The sequence below is a fragment of the Shewanella sp. BJSY2023SW005 genome, assembly GCF_047314585.1.
Classification (GTDB): Bacteria; Pseudomonadota; Gammaproteobacteria; order Enterobacterales; family Shewanellaceae; genus Shewanella; species Shewanella algae.
Genome location: NZ_JBKORJ010000041.1, coordinates 32,567 through 57,310, shown reverse-complemented (window position 1 = coordinate 57,310; position 24,744 = coordinate 32,567). Strand labels below are relative to the sequence as shown.

Here is a 24,744-nt window from a genome sequence, read left to right as displayed (position 1 = left end):
AGTTGCATAAAAAAATCCGATGACATGGGGTCATCGGATTTTGATCCTTTCAGTGAGATCGTCAAGCGATCTGTCTTAACTGATCGGCATTACGCATTGCGGGCTTTTTTATTGCTTTTTCAGTAATGGCTGGCCTGCTCGGGTGGTGAAAACTTGTATCCCACACCCCATACAGTGGTCACTATGGGCTCACTCTTGGGACATGCGGCCAATTTGGTGCGCAGGCGGTTGATATGGCTGTTGACCGTGTGTTCGTAGCCCGCATAGTTTGACCCCCAAACGCCTTGCAATAGTTGCATCCGGCTGAATACCTGTCTCGGCCGCTTGGCCATAAACAGCAAGAGATCAAACTCTCTGGCGGTTAACTGCAGTGGCCGGCCAAAGGCCTTGACCTCGCGGGTAGCACTATTGATGCTGAGGCCGTTGAATTCGAGTTGCTGACCCGGCAGCTTGATGTATTCGCCCCGTCTGAGCCAGGCCCTGATCCGGGCACGTATCTCCAAAGTGCCACAGCTTTGAAGCAGGTAGTCATCGGCACCGGCCTCAAGAGCCAGAACCACATCGGCCTCGTTGTCGGACTCCCCCAGAAGCAATAGCGGCAGATTCGGATACTCTTGCCTGAGCATCTGACAACGGCCGAGCATGTCACCATCAGGCAGTTGGCGTGTCATGATCAACAGAGCCAGAGGTTTACTCGCCAGCAGTCTTCTGGCCTGTTGAAAACTCGTCGCTTGCCATAGCTGGCAGCCCAGAGTCTCGAGATTGAGGCGTTGGATATCGGCCAGGCTCTGATCATGGGCAAGCAGCAGGATCTGCGGTGTGCTGGAAGGGATCATCTTGGGCTCCGAATCAACTCTGGGTATTGGAGTTGACCCGGCGCCGCGGGGTTTTCTTTCAGGCTCTTATCTTGGGAGCAAAGCGCTGAAGACTAGGACTTACGGTAGATCATTATCTTGAGCACCGGATTATCGAACCTGTGCGAGGGCGTCAAGACCGAGTCGGCCAGGCCGTCATCGGCCGAGATAACCCCAGGATGGAGATGCACTCTATCGACATCATCCCTGGCACTGTTAAAGCCTTCACCGCCATCGGCCGGGCCGGGAATACTGCCTTTGGTTTCTGAGTTGGCTTCTGTGCCGGCATCATAGGCGGGAGCAAGCAGTTGCAAGCTCTCATTGGCTGCCAGGTTACTCAGGTCTACCTGCTGAATGCCACTGAAAGCGTCATTGGTATTCACCAGCATAGTGACCAGGGCCAAGGTCATATTCTCTTCTGAGGTCAGGTTCAGGCTGAAGTCCTGGGCCATCCCGGGGGCCAGCGGAGCCTCTGCGCTCATCAGTGTGTGCACTCCGCTGATATTGGCCAACTCGCTGCTGTCGCCACCTTCTGCGAGTCGCTCGAGTGCCAGGCTTGCCGGCGAGCCGTTTTGCCAGAGTTGCAGCTCTTTGTCGGTAGTCAACAGGGCGATAGGTGATAGAGGTTGGTTAGCGGTCAGGTTGGCCACCCGGATATCGAAGTTGCTGGTAGCAGGCTCAGGTTCCGGTGGCTGGGGTGGCGTGCCGGGATGGTCATTGTCCGAGCAGGCGGTCAGCATTACCAATGCCAGTATCAGGGGCAGGGCAAAGACTCGGGCCAGGGTCGCTTCTTTAGGGCTTGTAGTGTTCATCTGCCGCTCCTTTATTTGACGGTAACGATCAAGGCGGCAACCGGGTTCAGCCAGCGATGGATACGGCTGTCGACATCGCTGATGCCGCCATTGGGATCTGTATCCCCGAGTAGTCCCGGGTGGATATGCACCCTGTCATTGCTCGAGTCGTCCATCACGCCGGTGCCGTTCTGGCCGCCCATACCATCGGGCGCCGCCGGAATACCGGGAACTCCAGGCGCGCCGCCACCGGTAATCTGCTCGTCGTTGGCTTCTGTCCCGGCATCGTAGGCATTGAGATAGAGGGTATAGCTGCCCGGAGTGCTGGGTATTTCCCAACCGTCCAAGCCGACAAAGGCATCATTGGTGGGCAGCAGCATGGCCACCAGACTCAGATGTGTCAGGGCGCCGCTATCCAGCATTACCTTTTCAACCTTGGCGCCAGGGGCCAGTAAGCCGGCGGCTGGGTTGGCCACAATCACGCCGTTGTTGGCTGTGACTGCCAGTTGCAGTTCGCTGATATCTCCGCCTTCGGCCATCTTCTGCAGGGCAGAGCTTGCGGGCTCTCCGGCTTGAAACAGGTGACTGTTGCCGTCATGGGCGGCGATAAGCAAGGGGGTAAAGTGGTTGCCATGGGTCAGGTTGTTGATACTTATCTCCAACTGGGCGGCTTGGGATAACTGGCTCAGTGGCAGTGTGCTCAACAGCAGTGGCAGTAGTAACTTGGGTTTCATCGGCTTGCTCCTTCTTATGGGGATAAGTCTAGTGTTTACCCTGGAGTTCACCTCAAGGTCGCCGGTTTATCACGAAAGCTTCACTTTTTCGGGGCGGGGAATGGCTAATCTACGGCGATTGGGATTTTCAATTTTGCAAATTGTGCTCAAAAGCACATACCTAACCGCCTTTTACTGCGCCAAATCAACACAATTGGATAACAGTCAGGGCAAGCTGGTGCAGTTTGTCGCGGGCAAAGTGGCGGCAAACGGGCAATGACGCCAGTCAAGAGTTTTAACCGGACGTTAAATGAGGTATGTTGCCTGCCGGAGTCCGGCCATTCTTGGTATCCGGTAACAATCAGCCGTGGTTTAAGATGCACATTGGCAAAAAAATAGGCGTATTTATCCTGGGGTTTTGTATTCCTGCCCTGCTTGCGGTCGCCTACAGTTTGAATTTTTGGTTTGAATACAGTCTGGGTCAGTTCCGGCAGCAAACGCTGGAGCATGAGTATGTCGGAATTGAGCAGCAGTTTACCCGTGAGTCCCGGCGCCTGTTACAACTGGCGCGCCTCTATGTTCCCATTCTTCAAACGCCGGGCGAGTCGCTGCAGAAAGGTTGGCTGGAGGGGTTGCAGTCTTCCAATATCAGTTTGTTTCATCTGCATCAGGGTAAGGTGACGGCGCTGGCAGACGGCAAGACCCGGGTGTCCGGGCAGATAATCCCTCCAGCCGGACTCTTCTCCACCCTGGACAAGGAAGCCTTTGGCGCCGTGATAGTCAATGAGCAACCTTTGCAGCTGGGGTTCTATCGTTTCGATGATGACGAGGCTCTGATAGTCACTCGTTTACTGACCCCTGCGCACCTGCAGAGCCTGGGACAGGCTGACCTTATCCATTCCGTGGCGCTGGCACCGCTGCAACAGCAGGTGAGCCCGGGGCAACATCTTAAGCTGGCCAGTCAAATCCAAGTGCCCACCCTTATTGGGCCTGTGCTGGCGCTGCAGGTTAAACAACAAAGAGACGCCTTCGAGCGGCTGGAATGGCAAAGCCTGTTGGTTGTCATGCTGCTGTTGCTAGGCGGCATGCTGATGGTGGCCGCCGGTTATCTCTGGCTGCGACGCGGCTTGCTGAAACCTTTCGACCGTTTGATGACAGAGCTGAAGGAGATAGATCCCAGCGCCAGACGCTATACCCATGTCAGCGGCAGCGGCGGCGCCGAGTTCAAGGTGTTGGCCGACAGGATCAACAACCTGTTGCTGCGGATTTTTCAGCAGAAAGAGCGTTCCCGAATCACCCTGGAATCCATTGCCGAAGCCGTGATCCTCACCAACAATAAGGCCAGGGTGATCTATCTCAATCCTCAGGCTGAATCCCTACTCGGGCTGCGCAGTCAACAGGCTTTGGGGCGGACTCTGGATACCCTGCTCAAAAGCGATAATCAACTGGACGAAGAACTGCTCAACTTTATGTCCAGCGGCAGCCGGGTTCCCGAATACAGCAAGGTCACTCTGCAGATGCAGCAGCCGAGAATCATGGAGCGGGCGGTCAGCAACCTCTGCAATCACAAGGGCCAGGTGATAGGCGTGGTGACTGTGCTGCGGGACATTACCCAGGAGGAAACCCTCAAACAGCAACTGAGGTTGAAGGCCAGTGTCGATGGTATTACCGGGCTTTACAACCGCAGCGCCTTTGAAGAGCGGCTGCCGGGATACGCCGAAGGCACCGAGACCCTGGCACTCTGTTATCTGGATCTGGAGCAGTTCAAGCTTATCAATGACAACTGCGGCCATGACGCCGGCGATCAGATGCTGGTCATGGTTGCCAGAGCCATAGAGTCCTGTCTGCAGGGTGACGAGATGTTGGCCAGACTCGGTGGTGATGAATTTGGCTTGGCTATCCGTAACCGCAGTGCTCTGGAAGTTGCCAGGTTCTTAAAGCAGGTGGTGAGGCAGGTTTGTCTGCAGATCTTGCCCTGTGGCGGCGCCCATTACCGAGTCGGGGTCAGCTGTGGCGTGGCCTTCCATAGAGGCCCTTGCTCTGCGCCCGCCGAGCTGCTCAAGGATGCCGATATCGCTTGTCTGGCGGCCAAGCGCAAGGGCAGTAGTCAAATTCACTTCTTCGATGATCGCAACAAAGAGCTGGCCAATGAACGCAATGCCCCCAAGTGGGCGGTGCGTATTGCCAGAGCCATAGAGGATAAAGAGCTGCTGCTCTATTTCCAGCCGATTAAAGGACTCAACGGCTGCTGTCGCCGTCAAAGGCTGGAGATCTTGCTGCGGATCCGCGACAACAGTGGTCGTATTCTGCCTCCGGCACAGTTTATTGCGGCGGCGGAGCGGTTCAAGTTGATGCCGGAAGTCGATAGGGAAGTGATCCGCAAGGCGTTCCTCTGGCTATCCGAGCATCCTCAGCTATGGCCGGAGATCTGTATCTCCATCAACCTTTCGGGAAACAGCCTGGGCAGTGAAGGTATGCTGGATTACATCGCCGAGATGCAGGGACGCTATGGCATTCCCAGCTCCTGTGTCTGCTTTGAGATCACAGAGACCAGTGCTATTCAGAACCGAACCCGGGCGATGGAGATGCTCAACCAATTGCGCCGCTTGGGATTTGCCTTTGCTCTGGACGACTTTGGCAGTGGCTTTGCTTCATACGGCTACCTGCGGGAGCTGCCGGTGGATTATGTGAAGATAGATGGCTGCTTTGTCCGGCATCTGGCGACCAATGCCAGGGACTATGCGATAGTCAAATCGATTCACGATGTGTGCCGGGTCATGGGCATAGAGACAGTGGCTGAGTTTGTCGAAAACCAGGAGATCATGGATAAGCTGCTGGAGATAGGGGTCGACTATGCCCAGGGGTACGCCATTGGGCGCCCCAAACCTCTGGAGCAGTTTTTGCAATGGGAGAAGCGCCATGAGCGCCGGCAGCAGGGATTGCACTTGCAGGAGGAGTATGCGAGCTTAGCCTGATAACTTCGACTGACAATGGACTGCAGATGGAAGGACTTGCTGATAAGGTCATAGTGATTACCGGCGCCTCGGAAGGTATTGGGCGGGCGCTCGCTCTGGCACTGGCGCCGCTTGGCGGACAACTGGTACTCAGTGCCCGCAATGAATCCAGGTTGCGTACCCTGGCGATGGAGGTCGAGTCGGTCGGCGGTGCGCCGTTGGTGGTTTGTAGTGATATCGGGCGACAACAGGACTGTGAAGCCTTGATAGCCACGGTTATCGAACGCTTCGGGCGGCTGGATATACTGATCAACAATGCCGGCATGACCATGTGGAGCCGCTTCGATGAGCTCAAGCAGCTGGACATCCTCGAACAGCTGATGCGGGTCAATTATTTGGGACCGGCGTGGCTGACCCATGCAGCACTGCCGCATCTTAAGGCTTCCCAAGGACAAGTGGTGGTGGTGGCTTCCGTGGCCGGTCTGACCGGGGTGCCAACCCGCAGTGGTTATGCCGCCTCCAAACATGCTGTCGTGGGCTTTTTTGATTCACTGCGAATCGAGTTGGCCGAGGACAATGTTGCTGTGACTGTGATATGTCCTGACTTTGTGGTCTCCGAGATCCACCGGCGGGCGCTGGATGGAGAGGGTAAACCGCTCGGAACTTCTCCCATGGCAGAGAGTAAGATCATGACCGCCGAAGAATGCGCGCAGATGATGCTGCCGGTCATAGCCGGGCGGGGGCGAATGTTGATCACCTCCTGGCGTGGTCGTCTGGGGCGTTTTGTCCGCCTTATCGCTCCAGCCTGGGTGGATAATCTTGCCCGTAAGGCAATAGCGTCCGGGCACTAGCCCAAGAATAAATAAGCCTCCGCGTGGGAGGCTTATTTAAGATTACTTTTTGTCGTTGAGGTGCTGGACTATGGTGGCCTTCGCCTCCTCATGGCTGGCCTTGGCGGCTTTGGCCTGAATATGGGCCGTTGCCTTGTGGCCGGTTATATCCTCGGCGATATGCAGCCAATCCGGATGCCAGTAAAACTGGCTGCCTTCCAGTGTCGACCAGTTGTGCACCCCATGAGTTTCACCGTTATATACCAAGTCTTTGATTGAATATCCCATAGTCAGTCTCTCCAAGTTGGAATGGTATTATCATGCGGCCGTCGTGGCCGCATGAGTGTGACGAAGATCTCATTTTAGGTGCGGAAACGGCTGATCAAATGCGCCAGGTTGTGGGCCAACTGACTCAGCTCCTGGCTGGATTGAGACACATGCCCCGTCCCCATGGACACCTTGGAGGCGGCATCACTGATATTGGTGATGTTGACCCCCAACTCACCGGTAACCGCTGTTTGCTGCTCGGTGGCACTGGCCACCTGAATCGCCATGTCGTTGATGATGCCGATCGCGGCACTGATCCTTTCAATCGCATCGCTGGCCTCATTGGCGCAGCGAACACTGCCCTGCATCCGCTCGCGGCTCTTTTGCATCACTTCGTTGGCGTGCAGAGCTCTTTGCTGCAGCTGTTCTATGGTGCCTTTGATTTCCAGCGCCGAGCTTTGGGTACGGCTGGCGAGTGTGCGCACTTCATCGGCCACCACGGCAAAGCCTCTTCCTGCCTCACCGGCCCGGGCGGCTTCGATGGCGGCGTTGAGGGCCAATAAATTGGTCTGCTCTGTTATCTGGGCGATCACTTCCAGCACCATGGCAATGGAATCTGAGTCTTTTTGCAACTGGCCTATCACTTCGCTGGCGGCGGTGATTTCCGCATCCGAGCTTTGAATGGTATCCAGTGTCTGCAGCACCACTTGTTGGCCCTCTGTGGTGGCCAGCACCCCTTGGTTGGCCTGATCGGCGGTTTGGGTGGTGTTGCGGGAGATATCGGCAATCGAGCTCTGCAGCTCTGTCATGGCGGTAGCCACCTGATCGACCTCAGAGCGCTGTTGTTGCATCTCTTCGGCGGCTTCGGCGGCGACTGTAGTCATCTCTTCCACGGCGGCGGCCAGTTGCACCGAGGCCGCGCCTATCTGGGAAATCATCTCATGCAGAGTGTTACGCATCTGTCCCAGGGTTTCGGCCAGGTGTTTGAACTCGCTGCTGCTGAATTTTTCCATCGGAATTTCGGTTGCGAGATCGCCAGAGGCTATCTGCTCCAGCACTTGTGTTGTGGCGCCAAGGGGGATAAAAATTCGCCGCAGCAGGAACCAGCCGGCTCCCAATGCCAGAGTCACAAAGAGGCAGAAGACGATGACCAGACTGCTGCTGAGGGATTGAATTGCCTGTTTACTGGCGCTTCTGGCAGAGCTGACCTTATTGGTTTCCAGTTCCATCAAGGCTTTGAGTTCGGTCTCGACATTGTTGTAAATATGCCAGGACTCCATGGAGGTCAGCATGTTGGCGGTGTTTTCCGGCAGGTCGCTGCTGTCTCGATCCAAAAACTGTTTATGCAGTCCCATAAAGGCCTGCAGTGGCGCATCCAGCTTGTGCAGTTGCACCAGGGTATCTTGCCCGGCACCCTGTTTCAGTTGCGCCAGCGCCGAGTTGATCGCCAGGGTCTGATCCTGCAGGTACTGACGTGACTCCTCACTCATGGGGGCATTCAGTACCCGTCTCAAGCTGTATCCCAGCTGTTCCCGTCTGAGGCCGGATACCAGTTGCAGCAAAGAGGCGGCCTGATCATTGCTGTGGTACTCCCGCTCCAGCAGGCTTATCTGGCTTTTCACCTCCTGCAGGTGATAGGCAATGGTGCCCAATGACAGGCAAAACAGCGCCAGCAGCGCGGCAAACAAGGTGATCAACAACTTGCGCAAAGAAAGATTGGAAAAGATGGCTTGGTTCACAACCCGGCTCCAAAACAAATGTATGAAATATATAGTGAATGTTTCAAGATCCTAGGTGTTTGTCCGGATGCAAACTGTAAGTTGTGGCAATTTAATAGGTAATTGTTTTAATTTTTAGTATTTTCGATTGTTTATATTGTTAAGTAATTATTTAGTAATGATTTAATATCAATGCCAAATGCAGTGTCTTGTTTGTGGTCAAAGCAGGAGGAATACAGATAGAGCCGACTCTGCTGTGCCCACTGCATCTGAGTCCAGTTCAGTCAGTAGCCTGCCAAGGCGCGTAGGAGCTATGGGTCTTTCCTGCTATAATGCGCGCTCGTTTTTGTGGAGGCGCGAATGGACGTATCTTCTTTATTGGATGGCCTGAATGACAAGCAGCGTGAGGCGGTAGCCGCACCTCAATCCAGCATGCTGGTGCTCGCCGGTGCCGGCAGCGGCAAGACCCGGGTACTGACTCACAGGATTGCCTGGCTGCTGCAGGTGGAAAACCAGAGCCCATACTCCATTATGGCGGTGACCTTCACCAATAAGGCGGCCGCCGAGATGCGGGAGAGGGTGGAGAAGATAGTCGGCAACCATATGGGCCGCATGTGGATTGGTACTTTCCATGGTCTGGCCCATCGTCTGCTGCGCACTCACTGGCAGGATGCCGGCCTGCCGCAAAATTTTCAGATCCTCGACTCGGATGATCAACTGCGGCTGCTCAAGCGCATCCTCAAAAGCCTGAATCTGGATGAGAAACAGTATCCGCCGCGTATGGTGGCCGGCTATATCAACGGCAAGAAGGATGAAGGGCTAAGGCCGAAACATCTGGATGGCGGCCTCTTCCCCATGGAGCAGAAACTGGTACAAATCTATCAGGTGTATCAGGAGTCCTGTGATCGCGCCGGGCTGGTAGACTTTGCCGAGATACTCTTGCGGGCTCACGAGCTGTTTCTCAACAAGGAACATATTCTGGCCCACTATCAGGACAGGTTCCGCAATATTCTGGTGGATGAGTTTCAGGACACCAACGCCATTCAATATGCCTGGATCAGAGTATTGGCAGGCAAGAGCGCCAATGTGATGATAGTGGGCGACGATGACCAGTCCATCTATGGCTGGCGTGGCGCCCAAGTGGAAAACCTGCACAAGTTTTTACAGGATTTTCCCAATGCCGAAACTATTCGCCTGGAGCAAAACTATCGCTCCAGCGGCAATATTCTCAAGGCCTCCAACGAACTTATCGCCAACAACCCGGATCGGCTGGGCAAACAGCTGTGGACTGAAGATGTCGATGGTGAGCCGATCTCAGTTTACTGTGCCTTCAATGAGATGGATGAAGCCCGCTTCATCATAGGCCGCATTGGCGACTGGCAGGACAAGGGCGGCAGTCTCAGTGACTGCGCCATCCTCTATCGCAGTAATGCTCAATCACGGGTATTGGAGGAGGCCTTGCTGCACAAGGGGCTGGCCTATCGCATCTATGGCGGCTTGCGCTTCTTCGAGCGTCAGGAGATCAAGGATGCCATGGGATACCTGCGCCTGATTGCCAACCGCGACGATGACGCCGCCTTCGAGCGGGTGGTCAACACTCCCGCCAGAGGCATAGGCGATCGCACCCTGGATATTCTCAGAACCACGGCCCGGCAGCAGCAATTGACCCTGTGGCAGGCCTGCGTCCGTTTGTTGGAAGAGAAGGTCTTGGCCGGCCGCGCCGCCAATGCGGTGCGCAGCTTTATGGACTTGATAGTGCAGCTACGCAGCGACACCGAAGAGCTGCCCCTCTATCGCCAGGCGGATATAGTGATCCAGGACTCCGGGCTCAAGGCCATGTATGAGCAGGAAAAGGGCGAAAAGGCTCAGGCCAGAGTGGAAAACCTCGAGGAACTGGTCACCGCGGCGCGCACCTTCGAAGTGCCGGAAGAGCTGGTGGACATGGGTGAGTTGAATGCCTTCCTGTCCCATGCGGCGCTGGAGGCGGGAGAAGGCCAGGCCGATGCCCACACAGATGCGGTGCAGTTGATGACGCTGCACTCGGCCAAGGGGCTGGAGTTCCCGCTGGTGTTTATGGCCGGTGTTGAAGAAGGGCTGTTCCCCAGCCAGTTGTCGCTGGAAGAGGGCGATCGTTTGGAAGAAGAGCGGCGCCTGTGTTACGTGGGCATGACCCGCGCCATGCAGCAGCTGTATATCACCTATGCCGAGTCACGCCGCATCTATGGCCGTGAAAACTACTCGCGGCCGTCGCGCTTTATCAAGGAGATCCCGCCTCAGTACCTGCAAGAGATCCGTCTCAAGGCGCAGGTGGCAACTCCCATGGCCAATAACAGGTTCAGCAAGTCGCAAAGCAGCTTCAACGACACGGGCTTCAATGTTGGCCAACGGGTGCTGCACCCCAAATTCGGTGAGGGGATAGTGACCAATTTTGAAGGTCAGGGAGCACAGGCCAGGGTGCAGGTGAATTTCGATGACTTCGGCAGCAAGTGGTTGGTGGTGGCCTACGCCAAGTTAACTGCTTGTTGACAGCTCGGGTAGGAAAATTCGCGTTTTGCGGTGTCAATCACACTGTTGCTGAGTCATAATGCTTGGCAAATTTAAGGCTGAGATGTGTTGGAGAGCCTACCGATGAACTTGAGGGAAAAAATTGATGTCTATGCCCGTCTGTCGCGTCTGGACAGACCCATAGGAACTTTTCTGCTGCTGTGGCCCTGTTTAATGGCGCTGTGGTTGGCGGCCGGGGGCTTACCGGATCTCAAGGTGCTGATCATCTTTATCGTAGGTGTGTTTGTGATGCGTGCCTGTGGCTGCATCATTAACGACTATGCCGACCGCGAGCTGGATACCTATGTCGAGCGCACCAGGTCCAGACCCTTGGCCAGTGGTGAGGTCACGGTCAAAGAAGCGCTGGGCCTGTTTGTGGTCATGGGGCTGTTTGCCTTTGGTTTGGTGCTGTTGCTCAACCCTCTGGTGGTTAAACTCTCCCTTGTCGGCATGCTGCTGACCATTATCTATCCCTTCACCAAGCGCTACACCAATATGCCGCAGATGTTCCTCGGCATAGTCTGGAGCTGGTCGATTCCCATGGCCTATGCCGCCCAGACAGGTGAAGTGCCTGTCGAAGCCTGGTGGCTATTTGCCGCCAACTGGTTCTGGACTGTCGCCTACGACACCATGTATGCCATGGTGGACAGGGACGATGACCTCAAGGTGGGGATCAAGTCCACCGCCATTCTGTTCGGCCGTTACGACAGGCAGATCATCGGCCTGTTTCAGTTGGCGGCGCTGGCCTGCTTTATGACTGCAGGTTATGTGGCCGAGCGAGGTGCCCTCTATCTGGTGGGGCTGCTGGCCTTTATCGGCTTTGGGCTTTATCAGCAGAGGCTGATTTACGACAGACAGCGGGCTCCCTGCTTCAAGGCATTTCTCAACAACAACTGGGCGGGTATGGCCTTGTTTGTCGCCTTGGGGATGGATTACCTGCTCTGAACGACACTGAGTTTTACTGTCAACGCCGCGATTATCGCGGCGTTTTTGCTGGCGCAAACAACCGCCAACCGTTAGTCTGAACAGCCGGATGATTGAACCAAGCAGCGGGAATAGCGCCGCTGAGGACTGAAGCAAGCAAGAAGGAGTCTTGGTATGTTGATAGAACAACTCTTTGGTATTGAATTGCCGCTTATTCAAGCCCCCATGGCCGGCGCTCAGGGCGTGCCGCTGGCATTGGCCGTCGCTTCCGCCGGTGCGCTTGGTTCTATTCCCTGCGCCATGTTATCCCATGACAAACTCAAGCTGGCGCTAGAGAGCTTCAGGCGCCAGAGTGACCGGCCGGTAAACCTCAACTTCTTCTGCCATAAGCCACCCGAGGAACAAGTCGAGCGTTTGCATGCCTGGCTGCAGCAACTGGCGCCCTATTACCGTGAATTCGAGGTCGAAGATCTCGGCGGTGGCGCCGAGCGGCGTCCCTTCGATGCCGAGGTTGCCGCGGTTATAGAACCCTTTCGTCCCGAAGTGGTGAGTTTTCATTTCGGGCTTCCCTCCACCGAACTGATGCTCAGGGTCAAGAGCTGGGGCACCAAGGTGATTGCCTCGGCAACCAGCGTCGCCGAGGCCAAGTGGCTCGAATCCAGAGGCGTGGATGCCATCATAGCTCAGGGCCTGGAAGCCGGTGGTCACAGAGGCCATTTCCTCAGTGATGATTTGACCGAGCACAGTGGTACCTTTGCCCTGCTACCGCGCCTGGTACAGGCGGTGAAGGTGCCCGTGATTGCCGCCGGTGGTATTGCCGACGCCGCCGGAGTGCAGGCGGCCATGGCTTTGGGAGCGGCCGGGGTGCAGGTGGGTACGGCCTATCTCTTGTGCCCGGAGGCCGAGATCAGTGAACTGCATCGCCAAGCGCTGAAAGATCCGCAAATGAATCGCCATACGGCGCTGACCAATCTCTACAGTGGCCGTCCGGCCAGAGGCATAATGACCCGTTTGATGCGTGAGTTGGGGCCTTTGGGGCAAGCGCCGGATTTCCCATTGGCGGCCAATGCCATTGCGCCGCTGCGCGCTGCGGCAGAAGCACGCGACTGCAGTGATTTCAGCCCGCTCTGGTGTGGTCAGAATCCGGAGGGATGTCGGGAAATTCCCGCCGCCGACTTGACACGTGAGTTGATGGCGGCCTTTATCAGGGCTTGAGCTTTTTCTGGTCTAGTGTATGTAACTGCCTGTATCATTGCGAATTAGTCACTCCTGCAACCGGCGGAGTGACCCTATCTTTAGATGGACTGCAATCAAAGCTTTGACTGCGGCGTGGAGCCGCAATAGGGAGATATAGATGAAAAAATCACTTGCTCTGGCGCTGCTGGCCCTGATGGTCAGTGCCAACGCCGCGGCCCGCGACACCATAGCCCAGTATCCGGTGCAGGAACTGCTGCAGACCGAGAAGGCCAAAGAAGCCCTTTACGATGTGCCACTGTATTTTGCCACTCAGGCTCACCCGGAGATCAGCAAGAGCTATGGTGAGGTGATCACCAATAAAAAGACCAATGCCTTTGGCAAGTCGGATCGCGAAGCCTGTGAGTGGGTGATGTTGAGTGCGCTAAAGGCGTTGCAGGAGCGCGCCGAGCGTGAGGGGATGGACGCTGTGGTCAATATCCAGTCCTATTACAAGAAGCGTGAGTTTGCCAGCGAGACCGAATATGAGTGTGGCGCCGGTGCCATCATGGCCGGGGTGGCACTGAAAGGGACTCTAGTGAAGTTCTAACCACTTTAACTCACTGACAAAGCAGACCAGGAGGTCTGCTTTTTTTGTAGCTGAATTCTGCTTCTCTGTCGTCCCGAGTCAGTCGAATGCTCGATCAAGGCACCACTTTATGGCGATTGGTATAAGGTTAATAGAGTGACTCTCGGGAATAAAAGATGAAATATCTCCTTTGCAGTTTATTGCTGCTGGTTTTTCCTGCCACGGCAACCTGGTATCCGGTCAAGGTGCGTGCCGATGGTGAAGAGCAATTGTATAAGCCGCTGGTGCGGGCCAACAAAGCCTGGCGCCTCTGCGCCCTTTTGCCCCACGGTAAAGATCATTATTGGTGGGGTGTCGCCTGGGGCTTGGCCGAGGAAGCGGACAGACTGGGCGTCGAGATAGGTATTTATGATGCCGGTGGCTACACTGAGGCGGAGCGGCAACTGCGCCAGCTAGATGAATGCGAGGCTCGCGGTGCCCAAGGTTATATTCTGGCGGCCGTCTCGGCGGAGCTTTTTAATGCTGAATTGCCGAGGCTCAGGGCCAAGGGCGCCAGAGTTGTGGATCTGGTCAATGGTATTAACAGTAATCAGGTAGACAGTCGCTCGTTGGTGTCATTTGTCGATATGACTCAAGCCGCGGTGCAATATCTGTTTGCCGCCAGTGGCAGACAGGATTTCAGCCTGGCCTGGTTTCCCGGCCCTTCGGGAGCGGCTTGGGTGATGGATGCCGAGCTGGGGCTAAAACAAGGGCTTAGCGGTTCCCAAGTCGAGCTGATTGAAGGCGGTTATGGTGTCACTGAAACCTTTGTGCAGGCCGACTTGGTGCGGGCGCTGACCCGGCGCTTTCAGGCTGATTATCTACTGGGCAATGCAGTGGCGGCCACTGTGGCGGCCAGAATGTTTCCCGGACGGGTGTTGGCATTTTACAGTAATCCGCAAACCATGGCCTTGGTCGAGCAGGGCAAGTTGATGGCAACAGTGACAGACTCACCTGTACTGCAGGCGAGAATTTCGGTTGATTTGGCGGTGAGGCTGCTGCAGGGCGAAAAAGTGCCTGGGCGGGTCAGCCCGGAGATCCGGGTAGTCACCCCGCAAAACATCTCTGAGCTGGATATGAGTCAGACCCTGCCCCCTGAAGGACAATGGATGACCTACAGGGAGCTGAGCAAACTCGAGGGGGCTAAACCAGACCCTTGAGGTTGGCCGGACGATAATAGACAGACTTGAGCACTTTGCCTTGGCGCACTGTCTTGCCGGTCATTTCCACATCCTTGGCGCACTTGGCTATCAGGAAATCGCCCTGACGGCTGCCGACAATTTCCACTCCTTGCTTGGCATAGTGAGCCACAGTATCCGCCAGTTCCTGCTCATTGCGGCATACCTTGCTCATGTTGCTGGCATGTACCTCATCCCAGCAGGGCTCAAAGTCGATAGCCTTGTTGGCGGCAACCTGCAGCAGCAGATCTATCAGGTAGCTGATCTCCAGTCTCTCTCCGACTTGGGTGCAGCCCAAGTGTACCAAGCGGCCCATCAACACATACACGCTGTCGACTATGGCGTCGGCCTGTTCAACTTTATCGCCGGCCTCGGCCAGTTCGGTCAGCTCTTCGCTGATAAGTGAGGTGTGCAGTGTGTCTGCCTTGGCATCCAGGGTGTCAGGAGAGTTGACCGGGAGGTCGAAAGTGGCGCGAAATTCCTGAATATCACGGTAGAGCTTGCTGTACAGCTCTTGAGTCAGCAGAGTCAGTTTCATAGCTTGGGTTCCAGCTTGGGCAAAGGAGAGGATGATAAAGAATGCGCGCGCCGAAGGCAAAAAAGCGCCGTAAAAAAGCCTCCCGAAGGAGGCTTTTTGAGGTGAAAATCAGAGAATGAAGCGACTCAGATCTTCATCCTGAACCAGGTTGTCCAGGTGAGCATCGACATATTCGGCATCGATAACAAACTTGCTGCCGGACTTGTCGCTGGCCTCGAAAGAGATGTCTTCCATCAGCCTCTCCATCACAGTGTGCAGCCGACGGGCGCCGATGTTTTCGGTACGCTCGTTGACTTGCCAGGCGGCCTGGGCAATACGGTCGATACCCGACTCGGTAAATTCGATGCTGACTCCTTCGGTGCCCATCAAGGCCACATACTGCTCGGTGAGCGAGGCGTGGGGCTCGGTGAGGATCCGTTTGAAGTCGGAGGCGGTCAGGGCATCCAGCTCGACCCGAATCGGCAGACGGCCCTGCAGCTCGGGGATCAGATCCGATGGCTTGCTCATCTGGAAGGCGCCGGAGGCGATAAACAGAATGTGGTCTGTCTTCACCATGCCGTGCTTGGTGTTGACTGTGCAGCCTTCCACCAGAGGCAATAGATCACGCTGTACCCCTTCGCGGGACACGTCCGGGCCTGAGGTTTCGCCGCGCTTACAGATTTTGTCTATCTCATCGAGGAACACTATGCCGTGTTGCTCGACCAGCTCAATGGCCTGCTCTTTGAGATCTTCCTGGTTGACCAGCTTGGCGGCTTCCTCTTCGACCAGTTGCTTGTAGGCATCCTTGATCTTGAGTTTCTTGCGCTTGCTCTGTCCCTGACCCATGTTCTGGAACAGGCTCTGCAACTGGTTGGTCATCTCTTCCATGCCGGGAGGTGACATGATTTCGACGCCAATTTGCGGTGCCGAGACATCGATTTCGATCTCTTTGTCGTCCAATTGGCCTTCACGCAGTTTCTTGCGGAACACCTGGCGGGTGTGGGACTTGTCCTCGGTTTCCTGATCCCATTCACTCTTTGGCTTGGGCAGCAGGGCATCGAGAACCCGCTCCTCGGCGGCTTCTTCGGCGAGGGTGCGGCACTTCTTCATCTGCTGCTCGCGGGTCAGTTTGACCGCGGCGTCGGTGAGATCGCGGATGATCTGCTCTACTTCCTTACCCACATAGCCCACTTCGGTGAACTTGGTCGCTTCAACCTTGATGAAAGGTGCATTGGCCAGCTTGGCCAGACGGCGGGCGATCTCTGTCTTACCGACACCGGTTGGGCCTATCATCAGAATATTCTTCGGGGTCACTTCCTGGCGCAAGCCGGCATCCAGCTGCATGCGGCGCCAGCGGTTACGCAGGGCTACTGCGACAGAGCGTTTGGCCTTCTGTTGGCCTATGATATGCGCGTCCAGTTCGTGGACGATTTCGCGGGGTGTCATTTCAGACATAGTGCTTCCTCACGCTCGGGATCAGTAATTCAGTTCTTCTATTGTCTTGAACTGGTTGGTAAATACGCAGATATCACCGGCTATGGTCAGCGACTTCTCGGCAATATCACGGGCACCCAGTTCGGTATTTTCCAGCAGCGCCAACGCCGCGGCCTGGGCATAGTTGCCACCAGAACCTATGGCGATAAGATCATGCTCCGGCTGTACCACATCGCCGTTACCTGTGATGATAAGTGAGCTTTCATGATCGGCCACCACCAACATGGCTTCGAGTTTTCTCAAGGCTCTGTCGCTGCGCCAGTCTTTGGCCAGTTCGACCGCCGACTTCATCAAATGCCCCTGATGCATCTCCAGTTTGGCCTCGAAGCGTTCAAACAGGGTAAAGGCATCGGCGGTGCCACCGGCAAAACCGGCCAGTACCTTATTGTGGTACAGGCGGCGTACTTTGCGGGCATTGCCTTTCATCACAGTGTTGCCCAGAGACACTTGGCCGTCGCCGGCGACAACAACCTGATTATTACGGCGTACAGATACGATAGTGGTCACGATAGATCCTCTTCTCGGGCGGACGGCGCGTCCGTCATGGGTCAAATCCCCAGGGTCTGCTGCATGAAACGGCCCATTGGGGGCACAGCAAAGCCAACTAATGAGGTGATAGTTTTCTATATGGGGTTGGGGGCGGAAATATCAAGTGCCCGGCAGCGGCTTTCGTGCTGAAAAACAAAAAGGCTGCAAATCTTATTGTTTGCAGCCTTTAAATTGAGGAGGGGAGTTTAATCTTCCCAGAACCAGATCATACAGCCGTTGAGACCGGCTCTTTGCAGCACGTGGCGCTGCCGCTCGGCATCGCGCTTGCTGTCGTAGGGGCCGAGTACCACCTTGTACCAGACACCGCTGGTGCCTTGCACCTTGCGCACCTGGGCTTCTAGTCCCTGGAAGGCGATCACGGCTTTCATCTCGTCGGCCTGGGACTGCACCCGGAAGGAACCGCACTGCATCTGATAAGGGCGAGATGGCTTGTTGCTCTCTTCCGGCAGATCCACTTCTACCTGTTTGTTTTCCAGTTCCTTGAGGTAGGTCCACTCCTCTTTGGGCTTGGGCGGCAGGGCGTTGGGGTCTTTCTTCTGGGGAACCGGCTTAGTCTGTGGCTGAGGTTGAACCACTTCGGCCTCGGGGGCGCTGCTCTTCAGGCTCCAGAGGAAATAGCCAAAGCCGGCCACCACGGCCACTACCACCACAAGCAACAGCACAGGAAAGCCTTGCCTGGGCTGCGGTTGCTTGCGAGCGCTCCGCTTGGCTGGCTTGCGGGGCTTGGGTTTGCTATTGGCGTAATCGCGTCCCATGGATTACATGCGCTCCAGGGTCTCGATACCCAGTAGTGACAGGCCCTGCTTGAGGGTCTTGGCGGTCAACTGAGACAGCAGCAGACGGCTGTGCTTCTGGGTTTCGTTATCGGCCGCCAGCACGGGGCAGGCTTCGTAGAAGCTGGAGAAGGCGCCGGCCAGTTCGAACAGATAACCACAAAGCACATGGGGTTGGCCCTTGTCGACCATACGGGCAAGGATTTCACCGAATTGGGCCAGCTTGTTGCCCAGCTCTTTTTCCTTGTCGTGTTCCAGAGCGATAACGGCATTGCTCAGATCCACACCTTCGGCCCGCTTGAAAATCCCGGCAACCCGGGTGTAGGCGTACAGCAAGTATGGCGCTGTGTTGCCTTCAAAGCTCAGCATCTGATCGAAGCTGAAGATATAGTCGCTGGCGCGGTTCTTCGACAGATCGGCGTATTTCACCGAGGCGATGCCCACTACCCGGGCGATTTCGGCCAGGGTGTCTTCGTCCATGTCGGGGTTCTTGCTGCGTACCAGCTCCAGCGCCCTGACATTGGCTTCATCGAGCAGGTCAACCAGTTTCACCACGCCGCCGCTGCGGGTCTTGAATGGGCGGCCGTCTTCACCGTTCATGGTGCCAAAGCCCATGTGTTCCAGTGTCATTTCCGGGCGCACAAAACCTGCGGTGCGGGCCAGGCTGAACACTTGCTGGAAATGCAGTGCCTGGCGCAGATCCACGAAGTAGAGGGCACGATCGGCATGCAGGGTACCCGAGCGATAGCGCATGGCCGCCAGGTCTGTGGTGGCATAGAGATAGCCGCCATCGGCCTTCTGAATGATCACCGGCAGGGCTTCACCGTCTTTGTTACGGAATTCTTCCTGGAATACCACCTTGGCGCCGTTACTTTCAGACAGCAAGCCTTGGGCATCCAGATCTTTGACCACCTGTTCCAGATCGTCGTTGTAAGCGCTTTCACCATGGACATCGGCGCGAGTCAGGCTGACGCCCAGGCGCTGATACACTTCATGGCAGTGGCTCAGAGAGATATCGTTGAATTCACGCCACAGCTTGTTGCAGTACTCGTCACCTGATTGCAGCTCGACCACCAGTTGACGGGCGCGGGTGGCAAACTCGGCCGACTCGTCGAAACGCAGTTTGGCAGCGCGATAGAAGCTTTCCAGATCCGACAGCTCCAGGTTGGCGTTTTTACCATTTTGTGCCCGCAGCTCTTCCATATAGGCCAGCAACATGCCGAACTGGGTACCCCAGTCACCGACGTGGTTTTGGCGGATCACCTTGTGACCGAGAAACTCCAGCGCCCGGACAACGCTGTCGCCAATGATGGTGGAGCGCAGATGGCCCACATGCATCTCTTTGGCGAGGTTAGGGGAGGAGTAGTCCACTACCACGGTTTGCGACTTGGGCAGGTTTATACCCAGATGCTCGTCGGCCAGTGCCGCCTGCAGCTGTTTGGCCAGGGCATTGTCATCAATAAAGAAGTTGATAAAGCCGGGGCCGGCTATCTCTACCTTGGCCACATGGCCGGAGGCCGGCAGATTGTCGATGATCAGTTGTGCCAGCTCCCGAGGCGGCTTGCCGGCAGCTTTGGTCAGCATCATGGCCAGGTTGGTGGCCAGATCGCCGTGACTCTTATCCTTGGTTCGGTCTACCTGAATCCTTGGCGCAGTCTCTTCGGGGATCAGCCCCTGTTGTTTCAAAGTGGCTACTGTCTGTTCAAGCAAAGATTGGATATGTGATTTCATTGGCGTTTTATCGACACTGACTGATAAAGGTTAAAAGGGGAATAACCGCACATTCTAGCGCTTTCGGCGGTAACATTGCTATCACCTGTACGGTTTTATCAGCAAATTTTGTTGTTGCCAGGGTTTGCCGCAGCCGGGTGCCTTTTAAGATCACTATTATGGATGAATCTTTGTTTAAGAATCGCTGATCTTTATTTTTGGGGAGTATGATGTCGATCCTGTCTTCCCCTAAGTGCCGATTTTGCCATCGGCATGCGTCGATAGTTTCAATGGAGATATAGATGCTGGACTCCATCGCTACAGTGTTACAAGCCATTTGGCAGCAGGATTTTGCCGCGCTGCATGCTCCGGGTATTGCCCTGAGTATCTATGTTTGCATCTTTAGCTTTATCTTTTTGGAGAGTGCTTTACTACCGGCAGCCCCCTTGCCTTGTGACAGTGTGGTTATTCTTTCAGGTACCCTGGCGGGGATGGGGATCCTCAACCCCTTGCTGGTATTTCTGTTGCTGTTTGTGGCGGCCGCCGGTGGCAGTTATTTGGCCTTTATCCAAGGGCGGCTGCTCAATCGTCTGCCCAGGGTGCAGAGCTGGGTCTACAAGGTGCCGCCCGATAGTCTGGCGGCAGTGGATAAACTCCTTGGTCGTCATGGGCTGGTGGCACTCTTCTGCGCCCGTTTTCTGCCGCTGGTGCGTTCGCTGCTGCCTTTGGTGATGGGCGTGCGCATGGCCTGTATCAAGACCTTCTATTTTTTTGCGGCTCTGAGTGCCTTCTTCTGGGTGGGGCTGTTGGTATCGCTGGGCTATATGATGCCGTTTCTGCCGGAGCGGATCAGCAAGCTGTTGACCATGGCGTTGATGGCGGCGCCGGTGATTACTCTGGTGCTGGCGCTCGGCAGTTGGCTGACCTATAAGCTGCTGCGCAAGCCGCAGGATAAACAGGGGCCTCACGGTCAATTCTGAGTCGGATTAAAGCCGTTCAAGGGAGTTACAGCAGATCCTGCTGACTCTTATCAATTACAGCAGATCCTGAGGATCTCGATCCAGACTCCAGCGGCAGCGCTTGGCCTCGGGCAGCTGTTCGGCCTGGGGCAACAGCTGTTCAAACACCTGTTGCAGCCTGCGTCTGTCTTTGGCCTGAGCCAACAACTGGCGCCGATACTTGCCGGCCTTGCGATCCAGCGGCGCCGGCAGCGGGCCTATCACTTCAAAATCCTTGTCCATGGGTAACATGGCGGCGAAGGCTGCCAGAAAGGCATCGGCATCCTCGGCGCGGTGGGATTCGGCGCGGATCAGTACCATATGCCAGGCCGGTGGTAACAGTGCCTGCTGGCGTTCATTGAGCTGGCTGCGGGCAAACTCGCCATAGCCTCTGTGCATAAGATCCCTGAGCAAGGGGTTGTCGCTCTGATGGGTCTGCAGCAGCACAGTGCCCGGCTTGCTGGCGCGGCCGGCGCGACCGGCCACCTGGGTATAGAGCTGGCCGAAGCGCTCAGGAGCCCGAAAGTCCGCGCTGAACAGGGCGCCATCCACATCGAGCAGCCCCACCAGGGTGACATCGGGAAAGTGATGTCCCTTGGCCAGCATCTGGGTGCCCACCAATATCTTGTATTCGCCGCGATGAATGGCGCTTAAGTGCTGTTCCAGCGAGCCTTTGCGGCTGGTGGTATCCCGGTCGATTCGCACCACGGGATACTCGGGAAACTCCTTGCTGAGCGCCGCCTCCAATTGCTCCGTGCCAATGCCCTGACCCTGCAACATGGTGCTGCCGCAGTTGTGGCACTGGCGTGGAATTGCATACTGGTTGCCGCAGTGGTGGCAGCGAATTTCGCCGAGGGATTGGTGCAGGGTGAAAAACGCATCACAGCGATCGCACTCGTGCAGATGGCCACATTCGTGGCACAGCAGGGCAGGGGCAAAGCCGCGGCGATTGAGAAACAGCAACACCTGGTTGCCGGCCTGCAGATGCAGGCGCATCTCGTTCAGCAGCGGTTGCGACATGCCCGCCTGCAGCGGTTGGTTGCGGATATCTATCAGTCCCTGGCGCACCTTGAGGGCATTGCCGGCCCGCTCTCCTAATTGCAGATGCTGATAGCGGCCGCTGAGAGCGTTTTGCAGGCTCTCCAGCGACGGCGTCGCGCTGCCCAGCAGCACAGGAACCTGCTCCAGGTGGCCACGCATGACGGCCAGATCCCGGGCGTGATAACCCACGCCTTCCTGCTGTTTGAAACTGCTGTCGTGTTCCTCATCGAGAATGATGATCCCGGGCCAGGCCATGGGGGTGAACAGCGCCGAGCGAGTGCCGATTATGATAGCTGCCTCGCCGCTGCGGGCCAAACGCCAGGCGTCGAGGCGCTGCTTGTCGGTCAGGCCGGAATGGATCACGGCAACCGTGACTTTGAATCTGCGTTTGAACCTGTTGATGGTTTGCGGCGTCAGGCCAATTTCCGGCACCAGGATCAGCGCCTGCTTGCCAGCCTTGAGTATGGTTTCCAGTACCGCCAGATAGACCTCTGTCTTGCCTGAGCCTGTGATCCCTTCAAGCAAGCTGCACTGATAGCCACTTTGGGCATTGAGGCTGGCGACCGCCACGGCTTGCTCCGGGTTGAGCCTGTGAGGTTCTTCCCCCAGTTCAAGCTTTTGCCGCCATTCAAGATTGGCACTGACTGACCGCTCTCGTTGCTCGGCCCAGCCCTTGTCCAGCAGCCCCTTGATGGCACTCTTGCTCAGCTCCAGCGCGTTGACCTCTTCAGTAGTCAGTTCCCCCTGTTTGAGCTGTTGCAGCAGTTTGCGTTGGGCGGGAGCGCGTTTCAGCGACTCCAGTGTGGCCTCCTGGCCCGAACTGGTCAGACACAGATAACTGATTTTCTCCGGCGCGGCATCGGCACCCTTGCGCAGCGCCACCGGCAGGGCTTGGGTCAACATCTGCCCCTGGCTGCAGAAATAGTATCTGGCGGCCCAGAGGGTCAGTTGGTACAGCGCAGGTGGCAGCAATGGCGCGCTGTCCAGCACTTGATATACCGGCTTGAGTTGTTTGGGCTCGAGTTCGCACTCATCACTCAGGCCTGTCACCAGGCCTATTAGTTGCTGGCGGCCAAAGGGCACGCGCACCCGCATTCCCGGCTCGAGTGGCCAGGGGCAAGCTTTGGGCATCAGGTAACTGAAGTTCTGCCGCATGGGAACGGGAAGGGCAACTTCTACAAACTGCGGCATAGTCAGAGTTTTCGCAAATAATCACGGCACATGTTGCCCGTCAGTTTACTCAGGCTAGAATGAGAGAACCAGTCCCGGAAACAAAAAGCCGCAAAAACCGCAGCTTGAACGTGCTGACTTAACGAATCCAAACCAGAGAACCCAAGCCAGATAACCTAAGTCAGAGAACCTAAGCCGGATAACCTAAACTGGGTAACTACAAATCAAATTAGAGAGGATATGGATGAGAGCGGGTTTACTGATGCTTGTACTCATGTTGCTAACGTCTGTTGCCAGAGCAGAAACCGCCCATGTCAGTATCAATCAAAGAATGTTTGAACTCGGGCATCTGCCGCTGATCAAGGTCAACGTGGTGGCCGACAGTGAGGATATGACCCGGCTTGAGTTTATTGTCAGGCAGCAAGGTGCGGCGGAAAAACTCATGGTGCAACCCATCAACCGTTACATGGTGCTGCTGCTGGGGATAGATGAAGTGACCGACAAGCAGGCCGAATTGTTGGTGCGGGAATACCGAATCAATCGCTGGTATGAACTCAAACGCTTGCCCTTGTTCGATACCTCAGTGCCTGTGGTGCTGCGCTCCAACCGGGCAAGAGTCTTTGCCGAGCAGATGCCGACTGAGCCACCGCAGACTGTCATGTCAATCCAAGCTTTAGAAAACAAGGCCATAGAAAACAAAGCGATAGAAGCCAGAGCTGTGCCAGCCACAGTAGTATCAAGCAAAGTCGTGCCACCGCCAGCCGTTCAAGCTCAAAGAGTTAAAGATGTCGCCGGTCAACCCCAGAGTGAGCCTCAAAGCCTTGGTGTGCCCTCGGCATCTCAAGCGGTTGCAGCGCCTGGCCCTCAGGTGAAGGCTCTGCCAATTGATAGTCGTGAGCCGGGATGCATGCTGGATTTCGATGGTACAGAAACCCTTTGGCGGGTGGCCAGCCGCTATGCACAGAACAGCCATACCCACGTCTATGGCGCCATGCTGGCCATTTTTGATGCCAATCCCAAGGCCTTCAGTCGCGGTGATATTCGCAACCTTCGCAGTGATGCCAAGTTGCACTGCCCCAGTAGTAGCTTGCTGGAGTCCTATGGAGATAAGACGGCCGCTAAAGAAAAGTTCGAGCAGATGTAGTCGCCTACTTGTCAGCGCTGGGTAGATACTGTACTATTCTGCGCCCTGAACTTTTGATATTAACCGCATGTGGTGTCCGACTTCGGGTTGGAAGAGCGACATGGCCTTAACTTGAGGTAACCCCAATGAAACCAGGTATCCATCCTGAATACGCAGAAATCACTGCAACTTGTACTTGTGGCAACGTCATCAAAGTAAACTCTACTGCAGGCAAAGCTCTGCACTTGGACGTTTGCGGTGCATGTCACCCTTTCTACACTGGTACTCAGAAAGTTGTTGATACCGGTGGTCGTATCGACAAGTTCAACAAGCGTTTCGGTATGCTGGGCAAAAAGTAATTGCCACTGCAACCAATCGAAAAGGCGTCCATGGGACGCCTTTTTTGTTGCTCTTGGGATAAAGTTGTTGTGACTCAGCTTCTTGGTTAATGATAATCTGATGCTGAGTAGTGTCTGTCATCTGACCTGTTACGTAGAGATGTGAGTGTTGCACTGTGGGTTCCTGAGCATTTGTTGTGAAAGCCTCGAAGGGGGGGGCTGACAGGCCTGCTTGCTGTGTTTTGCTTCTTGCAAAGGACTAAGGCCATTTGCTGAGAACCACGCCTTGCATTCAGGCCAGTAAGCCGATGCAGGGCACATATTGAACCTGTTCGCAGCTTCCTTAGATATGTTCAATACTCTCGGAAGTAATATCTCTTATTTGCTTTGTATCCAATCCGGCAAGTTAACTCAGTGCACCCATGGATATTATTAACACCTTTCTTATTTCTAATCT

At 55.7% G+C, this 24,744-nt stretch carries 22 protein-coding genes; 11 read left to right on the top strand and 11 right to left on the bottom strand.

Annotation, left to right across the window (positions count from 1 at the left end; translation table 11 throughout):
• Window positions 1–119 precede the first annotated feature (119 nt).
• The 3 genes from ACMHXI_RS13055 to ACMHXI_RS13045 all read right to left on the bottom strand — a co-directional run bounded on the left by ACMHXI_RS13055 (window position 120) and on the right by ACMHXI_RS13045 (window position 2,379).
• Complete coding sequence (locus tag ACMHXI_RS13055) at window positions 120–836, bottom strand: response regulator transcription factor (protein ID WP_025009242.1); 717 nt, start codon at window positions 834–836, stop codon at window positions 120–122.
• Between the two features lie 92 nt (window positions 837–928).
• Window positions 929–1,666, bottom strand: a complete 738-nt coding sequence (locus tag ACMHXI_RS13050) for a spondin domain-containing protein (RefSeq protein WP_413735123.1) — start codon at window positions 1,664–1,666, stop codon at window positions 929–931.
• 11 nt (window positions 1,667–1,677) lie between these two features.
• A complete protein-coding gene (locus tag ACMHXI_RS13045) occupies window positions 1,678–2,379 on the bottom strand; it encodes a spondin domain-containing protein (RefSeq protein ID WP_025009244.1) in 702 nt (233 codons plus the stop codon).
• 31 nt (window positions 2,380–2,410) lie between these two features.
• On the opposite strand from ACMHXI_RS13045, the gene ACMHXI_RS13040 reads away from it, so the two are divergent.
• From ACMHXI_RS13040 to ACMHXI_RS13030, 3 genes are all read left to right on the top strand, one after another.
• The gene (locus ACMHXI_RS13040) at window positions 2,411–2,638 is read left to right on the top strand and encodes a hypothetical protein (RefSeq protein WP_133087278.1); all 228 of its coding nucleotides are present in this window, start codon (window positions 2,411–2,413) and stop codon (window positions 2,636–2,638) included.
• 97 nt (window positions 2,639–2,735) lie between these two features.
• Window positions 2,736–5,333, top strand: a complete 2,598-nt coding sequence (locus tag ACMHXI_RS13035; protein ID WP_208185180.1) for a putative bifunctional diguanylate cyclase/phosphodiesterase — start codon at window positions 2,736–2,738, stop codon at window positions 5,331–5,333.
• Between the two features lie 26 nt (window positions 5,334–5,359).
• The gene (locus ACMHXI_RS13030; RefSeq protein ID WP_129979442.1) at window positions 5,360–6,163 is read left to right on the top strand and encodes an SDR family oxidoreductase; all 804 of its coding nucleotides are present in this window, start codon (window positions 5,360–5,362) and stop codon (window positions 6,161–6,163) included.
• A gap of 42 nt (window positions 6,164–6,205) precedes the next feature.
• Here ACMHXI_RS13030 and ACMHXI_RS13025 read toward each other — a convergent pair whose 3' ends face one another.
• Window positions 6,206–6,430 (bottom strand): hypothetical protein, encoded by a 225-nt coding sequence (locus ACMHXI_RS13025; RefSeq protein WP_025009248.1) that lies wholly within the window; start codon window positions 6,428–6,430, stop codon window positions 6,206–6,208.
• Between the two features lie 74 nt (window positions 6,431–6,504).
• The gene (locus ACMHXI_RS13020; RefSeq protein ID WP_338402416.1) at window positions 6,505–8,148 is read right to left on the bottom strand and encodes a methyl-accepting chemotaxis protein; all 1,644 of its coding nucleotides are present in this window, start codon (window positions 8,146–8,148) and stop codon (window positions 6,505–6,507) included.
• 339 nt (window positions 8,149–8,487) lie between these two features.
• Here ACMHXI_RS13020 and uvrD point away from each other — a divergent pair, with 339 nt between their 5' ends.
• From uvrD to torT, 5 genes are all read left to right on the top strand, one after another.
• Window positions 8,488–10,653 carry a DNA helicase II gene (gene uvrD / locus ACMHXI_RS13015; protein ID WP_025886801.1) on the top strand — a complete coding sequence of 722 codons (2,166 nt, stop codon included), beginning with the start codon at window positions 8,488–8,490 and terminating at the stop codon, window positions 10,651–10,653.
• A 102-nt stretch (window positions 10,654–10,755) separates the two neighbouring features.
• Window positions 10,756–11,616, top strand: coding sequence for a 4-hydroxybenzoate octaprenyltransferase (gene ubiA, locus ACMHXI_RS13010; protein WP_028779581.1), 861 nt, complete (start codon window positions 10,756–10,758; stop codon window positions 11,614–11,616).
• A 153-nt stretch (window positions 11,617–11,769) separates the two neighbouring features.
• A complete protein-coding gene (locus tag ACMHXI_RS13005) occupies window positions 11,770–12,810 on the top strand; it encodes an NAD(P)H-dependent flavin oxidoreductase (protein ID WP_044733575.1) in 1,041 nt (346 codons plus the stop codon).
• Between the two features lie 139 nt (window positions 12,811–12,949).
• On the top strand, window positions 12,950–13,378 hold the full coding sequence (locus tag ACMHXI_RS13000; RefSeq protein WP_025009251.1) for a hypothetical protein: 429 nt from the start codon (window positions 12,950–12,952) through the stop codon (window positions 13,376–13,378).
• Window positions 13,379–13,533: 155 nt separating this feature from the next.
• A complete protein-coding gene (gene torT, locus ACMHXI_RS12995) occupies window positions 13,534–14,556 on the top strand; it encodes a TMAO reductase system periplasmic protein TorT (protein ID WP_145839812.1) in 1,023 nt (340 codons plus the stop codon).
• Here the strand turns inward: torT and ACMHXI_RS12990 are convergent.
• From ACMHXI_RS12990 to argS, 5 genes are all read right to left on the bottom strand, one after another.
• Window positions 14,540–15,112, bottom strand: a complete 573-nt coding sequence (locus ACMHXI_RS12990; RefSeq protein ID WP_045283201.1) for a nucleoside triphosphate pyrophosphohydrolase family protein — start codon at window positions 15,110–15,112, stop codon at window positions 14,540–14,542. The genes torT and ACMHXI_RS12990 overlap by 17 nt on opposite strands.
• A gap of 108 nt (window positions 15,113–15,220) precedes the next feature.
• The gene (gene hslU, locus ACMHXI_RS12985) at window positions 15,221–16,546 is read right to left on the bottom strand and encodes an HslU--HslV peptidase ATPase subunit (RefSeq protein ID WP_025009254.1); all 1,326 of its coding nucleotides are present in this window, start codon (window positions 16,544–16,546) and stop codon (window positions 15,221–15,223) included.
• A 21-nt stretch (window positions 16,547–16,567) separates the two neighbouring features.
• Entirely contained in the window at window positions 16,568–17,092 is a 525-nt protein-coding gene (gene hslV / locus ACMHXI_RS12980; protein ID WP_025009255.1) for an ATP-dependent protease subunit HslV, read from the bottom strand.
• A gap of 227 nt (window positions 17,093–17,319) precedes the next feature.
• The gene (locus tag ACMHXI_RS12975) at window positions 17,320–17,889 is read right to left on the bottom strand and encodes an SPOR domain-containing protein (protein WP_345880823.1); all 570 of its coding nucleotides are present in this window, start codon (window positions 17,887–17,889) and stop codon (window positions 17,320–17,322) included.
• A 3-nt stretch (window positions 17,890–17,892) separates the two neighbouring features.
• Window positions 17,893–19,638, bottom strand: coding sequence for an arginine--tRNA ligase (argS, locus tag ACMHXI_RS12970; protein ID WP_413735116.1), 1,746 nt, complete (start codon window positions 19,636–19,638; stop codon window positions 17,893–17,895).
• 281 nt (window positions 19,639–19,919) lie between these two features.
• Here argS and ACMHXI_RS12965 point away from each other — a divergent pair, with 281 nt between their 5' ends.
• Window positions 19,920–20,597, top strand: coding sequence for a DedA family protein (locus ACMHXI_RS12965; protein ID WP_071237105.1), 678 nt, complete (start codon window positions 19,920–19,922; stop codon window positions 20,595–20,597).
• Window positions 20,598–20,651: 54 nt separating this feature from the next.
• On the opposite strand, the gene priA is transcribed toward ACMHXI_RS12965, so the two are convergent.
• Window positions 20,652–22,847: a primosomal protein N' gene (priA, locus tag ACMHXI_RS12960; RefSeq protein ID WP_107005447.1), complete on the bottom strand. Its 2,196-nt coding sequence runs from the start codon at window positions 22,845–22,847 to the stop codon at window positions 20,652–20,654.
• Window positions 22,848–23,088: 241 nt separating this feature from the next.
• Here priA and ACMHXI_RS12955 point away from each other — a divergent pair, with 241 nt between their 5' ends.
• Entirely contained in the window at window positions 23,089–23,970 is an 882-nt protein-coding gene (locus ACMHXI_RS12955) for a FimV/HubP family polar landmark protein (RefSeq protein WP_208185178.1), read from the top strand.
• A 125-nt stretch (window positions 23,971–24,095) separates the two neighbouring features.
• Window positions 24,096–24,308 (top strand): 50S ribosomal protein L31, encoded by a 213-nt coding sequence (gene rpmE, locus ACMHXI_RS12950; RefSeq protein WP_025009259.1) that lies wholly within the window; start codon window positions 24,096–24,098, stop codon window positions 24,306–24,308.
• Window positions 24,309–24,744: the final 436 nt, after the last annotated feature.

Excerpts from the sequence above, each read along its gene's own strand:
- ACMHXI_RS13055 (WP_025009242.1), bottom strand. The coding sequence starts at position 836 with ATGATCCCTTCCAGCACACCGCAGATCCTGCTGCTTGCCCATGATCAG.
- ACMHXI_RS13050 (WP_413735123.1), bottom strand. The coding sequence starts at position 1,666 with ATGAACACTACAAGCCCTAAAGAAGCGACCCTGGCCCGAGTCTTTGCC.
- ACMHXI_RS13045 (WP_025009244.1), bottom strand. The coding sequence starts at position 2,379 with ATGAAACCCAAGTTACTACTGCCACTGCTGTTGAGCACACTGCCACTG.
- ACMHXI_RS13035 (WP_208185180.1), top strand. The coding sequence starts at position 2,736 with ATGCACATTGGCAAAAAAATAGGCGTATTTATCCTGGGGTTTTGTATT.
- ACMHXI_RS13030 (WP_129979442.1), top strand. The coding sequence starts at position 5,360 with ATGGAAGGACTTGCTGATAAGGTCATAGTGATTACCGGCGCCTCGGAA.
- ACMHXI_RS13025 (WP_025009248.1), bottom strand. The coding sequence starts at position 6,430 with ATGGGATATTCAATCAAAGACTTGGTATATAACGGTGAAACTCATGGG.
- uvrD (WP_025886801.1), top strand. The coding sequence starts at position 8,488 with ATGGACGTATCTTCTTTATTGGATGGCCTGAATGACAAGCAGCGTGAG.
- ubiA (WP_028779581.1), top strand. The coding sequence starts at position 10,756 with ATGAACTTGAGGGAAAAAATTGATGTCTATGCCCGTCTGTCGCGTCTG.
- ACMHXI_RS13005 (WP_044733575.1), top strand. The coding sequence starts at position 11,770 with ATGTTGATAGAACAACTCTTTGGTATTGAATTGCCGCTTATTCAAGCC.
- ACMHXI_RS13000 (WP_025009251.1), top strand. The coding sequence starts at position 12,950 with ATGAAAAAATCACTTGCTCTGGCGCTGCTGGCCCTGATGGTCAGTGCC.
- torT (WP_145839812.1), top strand. The coding sequence starts at position 13,534 with ATGAAATATCTCCTTTGCAGTTTATTGCTGCTGGTTTTTCCTGCCACG.
- ACMHXI_RS12990 (WP_045283201.1), bottom strand. The coding sequence starts at position 15,112 with ATGAAACTGACTCTGCTGACTCAAGAGCTGTACAGCAAGCTCTACCGT.
- hslU (WP_025009254.1), bottom strand. The coding sequence starts at position 16,546 with ATGTCTGAAATGACACCCCGCGAAATCGTCCACGAACTGGACGCGCAT.
- ACMHXI_RS12975 (WP_345880823.1), bottom strand. The coding sequence starts at position 17,889 with ATGGGACGCGATTACGCCAATAGCAAACCCAAGCCCCGCAAGCCAGCC.
- argS (WP_413735116.1), bottom strand. The coding sequence starts at position 19,638 with ATGAAATCACATATCCAATCTTTGCTTGAACAGACAGTAGCCACTTTG.
- ACMHXI_RS12965 (WP_071237105.1), top strand. The coding sequence starts at position 19,920 with ATGCTGGACTCCATCGCTACAGTGTTACAAGCCATTTGGCAGCAGGAT.
- priA (WP_107005447.1), bottom strand. The coding sequence starts at position 22,847 with ATGCCGCAGTTTGTAGAAGTTGCCCTTCCCGTTCCCATGCGGCAGAAC.
- ACMHXI_RS12955 (WP_208185178.1), top strand. The coding sequence starts at position 23,089 with ATGCTTGTACTCATGTTGCTAACGTCTGTTGCCAGAGCAGAAACCGCC.
- rpmE (WP_025009259.1), top strand. The coding sequence starts at position 24,096 with ATGAAACCAGGTATCCATCCTGAATACGCAGAAATCACTGCAACTTGT.